Origin of the sequence: Neisseria sp. Marseille-Q1983 (assembly GCF_018224585.1) — a bacterium.
GTDB classification, from domain to species: Bacteria; Pseudomonadota; Gammaproteobacteria; order Burkholderiales; family Neisseriaceae; genus Neisseria; species Neisseria polysaccharea.
On the sequence record NZ_JAGTUI010000062.1, the window covers coordinates 1 to 6,309 of the forward strand.

General features: G+C 35.3%; 10 protein-coding genes and 1 pseudogene. All 11 read right to left on the bottom strand.

The features are described from left to right. Window positions 1-357 precede the first annotated feature (357 nt). Window positions 358-624, bottom strand: coding sequence for a hypothetical protein (locus tag KEM39_RS12095; protein ID WP_418030202.1), 267 nt, complete (start codon window positions 622-624; stop codon window positions 358-360). A gap of 57 nt (window positions 625-681) precedes the next feature. Next, window positions 682-972 (bottom strand): annotated as a pseudogene (locus tag KEM39_RS12100) (RepB family plasmid replication initiator protein); the annotation flags it as partial. 717 nt (window positions 973-1,689) lie between these two features. After that, window positions 1,690-2,196: a hypothetical protein gene (locus KEM39_RS10340; protein WP_211709972.1), complete on the bottom strand. Its 507-nt coding sequence runs from the start codon at window positions 2,194-2,196 to the stop codon at window positions 1,690-1,692. 81 nt (window positions 2,197-2,277) lie between these two features. Continuing rightward, the gene (locus KEM39_RS10345) at window positions 2,278-2,778 is read right to left on the bottom strand and encodes a hypothetical protein (protein ID WP_211709973.1); all 501 of its coding nucleotides are present in this window, start codon (window positions 2,776-2,778) and stop codon (window positions 2,278-2,280) included. A gap of 539 nt (window positions 2,779-3,317) precedes the next feature. Then, window positions 3,318-3,548 carry a hypothetical protein gene (locus KEM39_RS10350; RefSeq protein WP_211709974.1) on the bottom strand — a complete coding sequence of 77 codons (231 nt, stop codon included), beginning with the start codon at window positions 3,546-3,548 and terminating at the stop codon, window positions 3,318-3,320. Further along, a complete protein-coding gene (locus KEM39_RS10355; RefSeq protein WP_211709975.1) occupies window positions 3,545-3,826 on the bottom strand; it encodes a hypothetical protein in 282 nt (93 codons plus the stop codon). Before KEM39_RS10355 ends, KEM39_RS10350 begins: the two co-directional genes overlap by 4 nt. A 203-nt stretch (window positions 3,827-4,029) precedes the next feature. Further along, on the bottom strand, window positions 4,030-4,356 hold the full coding sequence (locus tag KEM39_RS10360; RefSeq protein ID WP_211709976.1) for a DUF6881 domain-containing protein: 327 nt from the start codon (window positions 4,354-4,356) through the stop codon (window positions 4,030-4,032). Beyond that, complete coding sequence (locus tag KEM39_RS12105) at window positions 4,325-4,525, bottom strand: HYD1 signature containing ADP-ribosyltransferase family protein (RefSeq protein WP_211709979.1); 201 nt, start codon at window positions 4,523-4,525, stop codon at window positions 4,325-4,327. Before KEM39_RS12105 ends, KEM39_RS10360 begins: the two co-directional genes overlap by 32 nt. A 137-nt stretch (window positions 4,526-4,662) precedes the next feature. Further along, window positions 4,663-5,031, bottom strand: a complete 369-nt coding sequence (locus KEM39_RS10370) for a DUF7716 domain-containing protein (RefSeq protein WP_211709977.1) — start codon at window positions 5,029-5,031, stop codon at window positions 4,663-4,665. Between the two features lie 219 nt (window positions 5,032-5,250). Beyond that, a complete protein-coding gene (locus KEM39_RS10375) occupies window positions 5,251-5,637 on the bottom strand; it encodes an SMI1/KNR4 family protein (RefSeq protein ID WP_211709978.1) in 387 nt (128 codons plus the stop codon). 1 nt (window position 5,638) lies between these two features. Further along, window positions 5,639-6,309 (bottom strand): RHS repeat-associated core domain-containing protein (locus tag KEM39_RS10380; RefSeq protein WP_300991039.1); only part of this gene is annotated, 671 nt, incomplete at its 5' end.

Consider the following 6,309-nt stretch of genomic DNA (forward strand, 5'->3'; position numbering starts at 1 on the left):
GCAAGGGAAACCAGTTCGGATATGGCATCAACTGCATCGGCTGCAGCGGAATCAGACGCAACGATGGAAAGGGCAGCGGAAGCAACATCGGCAACCATTTCTATCACATCCACCGGACCGGCTGCATTGGTCAGCGGCTCGGGTGGATTGGCAGAGCCTTGAGACACCATGGCTGGGGCGGCTGGTTTAGGAATGAGAACACCGAAAGTGTTACCGAAAGAGGCCATGCACTTACTCTCTCCGTCGAGATTCTAGGGTACTGAGACCGTCTAATAAACCGAAAAAACCGCGTGCGTACTTGAGGCACGCACCCTACCTGTGAATTTGGAAATTTATGCAGGCTACGGCTTGCTTTATTTAAGGGTTGTCTTTGTTCAGTGAAACAAACTTCCCATACTTGTTTTTATGCGGAAATATAGGGCGTTTTAATTCAGTTTTGACCGCATTTATCTTACTCTTGATTGTGAAGTTTAGAGCGTAAACACTTCGACCACGTTTAATCTGCTCAATATCAATAAACAAATCAGATTTATCGTTAATTTCTGTAATTGCAGGCTCTAAAACTCTTGCTTTAAAGTTATTCCAACGAGAGTAATTTTCTTCAACCTGTAACCATTTTTTCAAATTTTCAAGCGTGATTTCTCTACTTCCAACATTACGATATTGTGTAATAAGTTCATAAATTCGGATTGAGTGAACACTATTAAAATAAGCGATATTTTTAAGCTGATATTGTGTGAATTGCCCTTTAAGTTGAGTTAAATAAGGCATAACTTCATCAGTCATTGCAATTCTAAAACGACCTTCTTTCTTGAAGTATGTCCGAGAAGATACCCAACGAAATTCTGTAACCCTGTTGCTATCTTCGGTTCTTACACTACGCTCATAAATTCGTTTAATTGCCGCTTGAATTTGTTTGTAGGCATTGTCCATACTAATTTCAGGAAACTCACGCACAAAATCAGCCACGGTAAAATCAAAGGCTTTTAGCTTTTAGCTTTGACTTGGATCCATTGTTCCAATCGTCAAAGCTAAAATCCGTACTTCATCAATACTTAATCTATAACTGGCTTCAATAAGGCTGTTAGCCTTTACTACAACTAGGTTAGTTTCCATAAAACTACAAATTTCCTGCGTTAAGCTACAACGGTAAAGATATTGTAGTTCATAATACGACTACAATATCATTTTGTAAAGTAGTCAATAACAGGAAATTTGTAGTCTTATAAATCTCGCAAGCCTTGATATATAAGGAACTGACATAACCGAAAACAATTAAAAACTAAAATAATAAAAATATAGAGCCTAACGGCTCTTTTTGGGGCTTTCAGCCCTATTTTTTGTTTCTTAGCAAGGTATTTATCGGAGAAAAGACTAAATTTGGCAATCCGCAGTGAACGTTAAAACTTGTTTTAGCGTTTAATGCGGATTTAACAACCGTAGGGCGTTAGAAAACGATTTGGCTATGTTTTAATATCTTTTGGTTGAAAATGTCTTAAAATGCACTTTAGAGCGTTTTTTTGACAAGGTTTGACTTTTCCGTAATTTATAGTCATAATCTGATCATAACCTATGGCAACCCGATGAAATCGATCATAGGACGGCTCAGTTATGAGTAAGGTGCGATGCCTTGGTGAGTGTTTTCGGGATCTATTCAAACAAAAAGCCACGTTTAAGCGTGGCTTTTTGTCATTTTCGGCACTGAATTTTCTCGCCTAAATAAATTTTTTGGCAAAGAATTAAAAATCGGATTTTACCAGTGTATTCAAGGGATTTCCCCTCGTCAAACACATAAGCGCTTTCAATCCTCATCACTAAATCACAGTCAGGATTACTGGTATTTCTCTTACGAACTTCAAAGAAAATATTATAGTCTTTGTCGTGAAGTATTGTTTTTACAACATAAGCGAAGTTACGGCGTGCTGATGTTTGAAATACTTGAACACTTCCGTTGTTCATTTTTGCTATAAGCTCTGGTAAGAGCTTAGAAAGCTCATATCTCTCAAGATTAAAACAACGTTCTGAATTACTATCTGATTTGTCCTTACGAGCAGTAAAACAGTGATCCGAATATAAGATTTTAAGCATAATTTCTTTGGAAATCTTTTCACCAAAAAATTTAAGGTAAAAAGGGTTAAGATGTTCAAGCGAATACGTTATGCCGTCTGCTATTACATCATCAAAGTATGCTTTCATATTGTTTCCTTTTTTTGCAGAATTAACTTAATTCTACGAAAAAAATTTTTTTTAATTTTTTCATTTTTCTTAATTCGACACTTATCTTAATAATCTTCTTTTATAAACTTGTGTCAAAATTTCTCTAAATTCATCTCTCAATGATGTAACTTTTCTATCAAGATCAATCAATAAATTTTCGTTAATTTCTCTTTTTTCTTTTAATGCCCACCGTAGTAAATTACCTAGACGATCTACATCAAACTTTACCGCCCAAAGTTCGTTAAACTCAACTATATCAAAAACAGGTTCTTCAAGAGTAGCTGACAAACGATAATTTAACTCTTGAGACAAAGTAGAATTTTTAGCCTGAATAATATTCGCCAATTTTCGGTAAGTTGGCTGATCCACTCTTAATGTAACATTGATTGTTTCTAGTTTTTTATGCCGCTCAATTTGTTTAGTGGGTTTTGGTTTTTCTTCCATAAAATGATAACAAGCCAATTCTATAAGTTGGCTTGTAGTTATTCCTTCGCTATTAGCAAATTCTTTTAACTTTTCGTGTAGTTGCTCATCGATACGAAAACTGGCTTTTTTTTTCATAAGGCAAAATCGCGAGTTTAATAGCATTCATTGAGACAATAGCATAATTTTCTAATGCAGGATAGGGATTTTTAGGACATTGTCGGACAATTAGTCCTCCCAATGCCCCAAAATCCCATTTTTCTTTGACACAAAAAATCCTGAACTTGCAGTTGGCTCACGGCTACGCCGTAACTACCGCCCTACGCTATCGCTTCGGTTGCTGAATGCAAAAATAGCATTAAACAGGCTACGCCAATTTAACGCTATTTTTGCATTTTCAATGATTAGATTTTTCCGATAAAAGATTTATAAATAATGGCTATGAATAGGTAAATTTTTATATTTTTCCTTGATATTTTTTACATCATCAAGGGTTCTTTGATAGTCAATTTTATCAGGGTGGGTGCTGTACAGTTCATCTCTTAGATTGGATAGAAAACGCTGATCGTCATTCCTTGGTGTATTGGGTGCTGTTCATTTGCTGATTGTTGCTTGTGCATTTGCCACCACTTCGATTAACACGTCTTTTTGCATTAAAGTACACATTATAAACCACCTTATTGTTCAATTTTAACCAATTCACACTTTTCAATTTTATAACCACGATTTTGCAACTCGTTCACAAAATCCGACCGCTTGCCAAACTTCGATTTATGGCTTGCATTGACCGAAAGGAAAACCCAATAATTTCGTAAGTCTTCCGTTGTAACATCAGCAATACCAGAATAAAAATCTTCAAGAATTTTTAGGCAACCTTTCGCATAGTTACCGTATTTAGCATTACTCATTTTAAGGATACAATAAAAGTAATTTTATTAATAAATTTTTTAGCTAAATCTTCATTTTCTTTTTTGAAAAATCGAATATCTAAGCCGTCATCTACATCACTAAATAAAATAAATTCTTCTTTCATAAATAAAAAATACCACATATCAGCATTAGGACTTATAACCACTTCTTGTAATTCAATATCCATTACCTTTATTAATTCATTGATTTCACTGCTATCAAGAGAAAAATCTAATGGAAGAGACCATAGGGATTTATTAATTTTTAATGCCTCCATAATTATATCCCTAACTCTGCAAGTAATTTGGCGCAATCGACACTATCTAGTAACTTTTTATTTACTGATTCTAATGATTCAGACAACCCCAAAGAAGATAGTGAGGCCGTCTGAAAATCGAGAGGAGTGCGTTAAGGAATTTCATTTTGAAATTAATTACATACGCTTTAAGATACAACACATACAACCATTGATTTGAAGATTTATTTAGGCCACGATTTGCCATATATTACTTTCTCCCACGCATTATCAAATTCTCCTTTTGAAATTTCAACTGCCCAAAATTGCTTATCTTTATTAATTTCTTCTATTTTTGGTATTGGCAATTCTCCTAAAAAACATGATTCTGTTTCCTTTTCTTGGGAAGCATATAAGTAGTTGCCAGATTTAAAAAATTCTATTTTTCTTACCTCATATCTGTTTTGATCCAATTCACTGTAAATTATAGATGGATCATCATTGTTATCATGAAACCATAACGTTCTCATATAAAACATTTTAGTTCCTTCCGTATCCAATAATTCTTCCACTTATATCCAATAGTCGATTGTTTGGAATTACAAAAACATTTTTCCTACCTTCTACAACATTTAAACCTCTCGTATCAATAGCAACAAATCTCTCAAATCTATTCCCTTGGAATGGCATACCAACAAAAGAACGAGATAAACAGGCATTAGTGCTTGTCCCAGGTAAAATACCTGAGAGATACTGTCCATCTCCATATCTAGCATCTTAGTGAGGTCGTCTGAAAAACAGAAACCGCGTGCATACCGCATACACCCTACGTCAGGATTGAAGATTTTGTGCGAGCTACGGCTTGCTAAATATAGATTTTAAAATTCAATGTAATCATCATTATCCATGTAATAATTTAGAGCATCAATAAATTGATCTTTTGTAAAATTTGGATACCGTTCATCTAAGTCATCATAAACATCCATAAATACATCCCCACTACATAAAATATCTAATCCATTTTCGTTTATAAAATCAGGAAAAACTTCTTTTCCATCCATTATTTTTGGACCGTTATCCAAATAACAAACCGTCTCTAAATCAAGAATACTCTCATCTTCATCAGAAGAAATATATATGTATGGAAATTTAGCAAATTTATCAGTATCATCATCGTTGAATAATCTAGCACAATCAATAACTTCTGATATACTAATTTTTCTTCTATAAAATTTATCTAAATTCATTTTTTGTTCCTTCTATGATTAAATTAACATTTACCTAATGGTTTACCAGTGCGACCGTTTAATTTTCCTCGCCGACCTGGTCTACCACCTCCCCATATACTTCTTCCGCTTTTTCTTTGTGGGTGATATAGACCATGATTTCTTCTATGGTCATTAGAATCAACCAGTACCAACCTTTTTGTATCCTTATATTGAAGATTTTGTGCGGGCTACGGCTTGCTAATAATTAAACATTCCTTTTTTTACTAATAGAAAGTCTTCTAAAGAAGATGATATTTTTTCTAAGGAGTCTTCACTCATTACTCCCATGCCGACAGCAAAAATATTTTGATTTTTATTATCCATCAGAATGGCAACCCCTCCACCATTATCTCCAATCATAAGAAAATTCGGCAAATATTCTTTTACTTCATAGTCAATATTCCTTTGTTGGATATCCTCGGCTTCCAAAAGGGTTATCTCATCTCCAAATAATCCATTGCTTAGTTCTAAAAATTGAAGATATGAAGGATATAAACTATGCCACTCTGGAGGTAACATTTTTATAACTTGGCTAGTAGCAGGATTATTTAAAGTATATAAGGCTTCTAATTCATGTCTATTCATTTTAAAGTGCTCCTAGTTCTCTGAAATACTTGTAACTTTGACTTAGTGCTCGTTTAATTTTCTTGGATGATAAGCCAGCAGCTTTTAATTGTCTTGCCGCTTCTGTAAATTCTTGTCGAATACTTGTGTTAAATCCATTTTGTTTCCTAAAGGCGCGCTGCATTGCTGAAATAATAGCGTGAGCTTTTCCTGACGAAGAAGGTAATAGAATTGCTGGTGCTTTTTCGGAATCATAACCTTTTATATTTCGTTTTGCCCATTCTTGTTGAATGGTATGGTGTGATTGCACCCTATCATCATCTTTTTTGTTGCAATGTCCTGGCGCACGATTTGCTTGGGGGCTCAATCTGCCATGGGAATCCATGTCATAGGTTCTATAACCTCCAGGTCTTCTTGCTGGAGGATGTTTTTTTGCAAGACCTAAGAAATCCACCCATCCCTGCACATTCGGAGCAAACTGATACAGATTCTCCCCACCTACCAACCCAATCGGATCCTGATTGATGAAACGTCCAGTATCAGGCTCGTAATAGCGCATCAGGTTGTAATGCAGTCCGGTCTCTTCATCATAATACTGGTTTTGCAGTCTGAACGGCTGATGCGCGTGCTGATAGACACGCCCGTCCTTTTTCAGACGACCCCAGGCGGTGTATTCGCCGTACCATAAGAGAT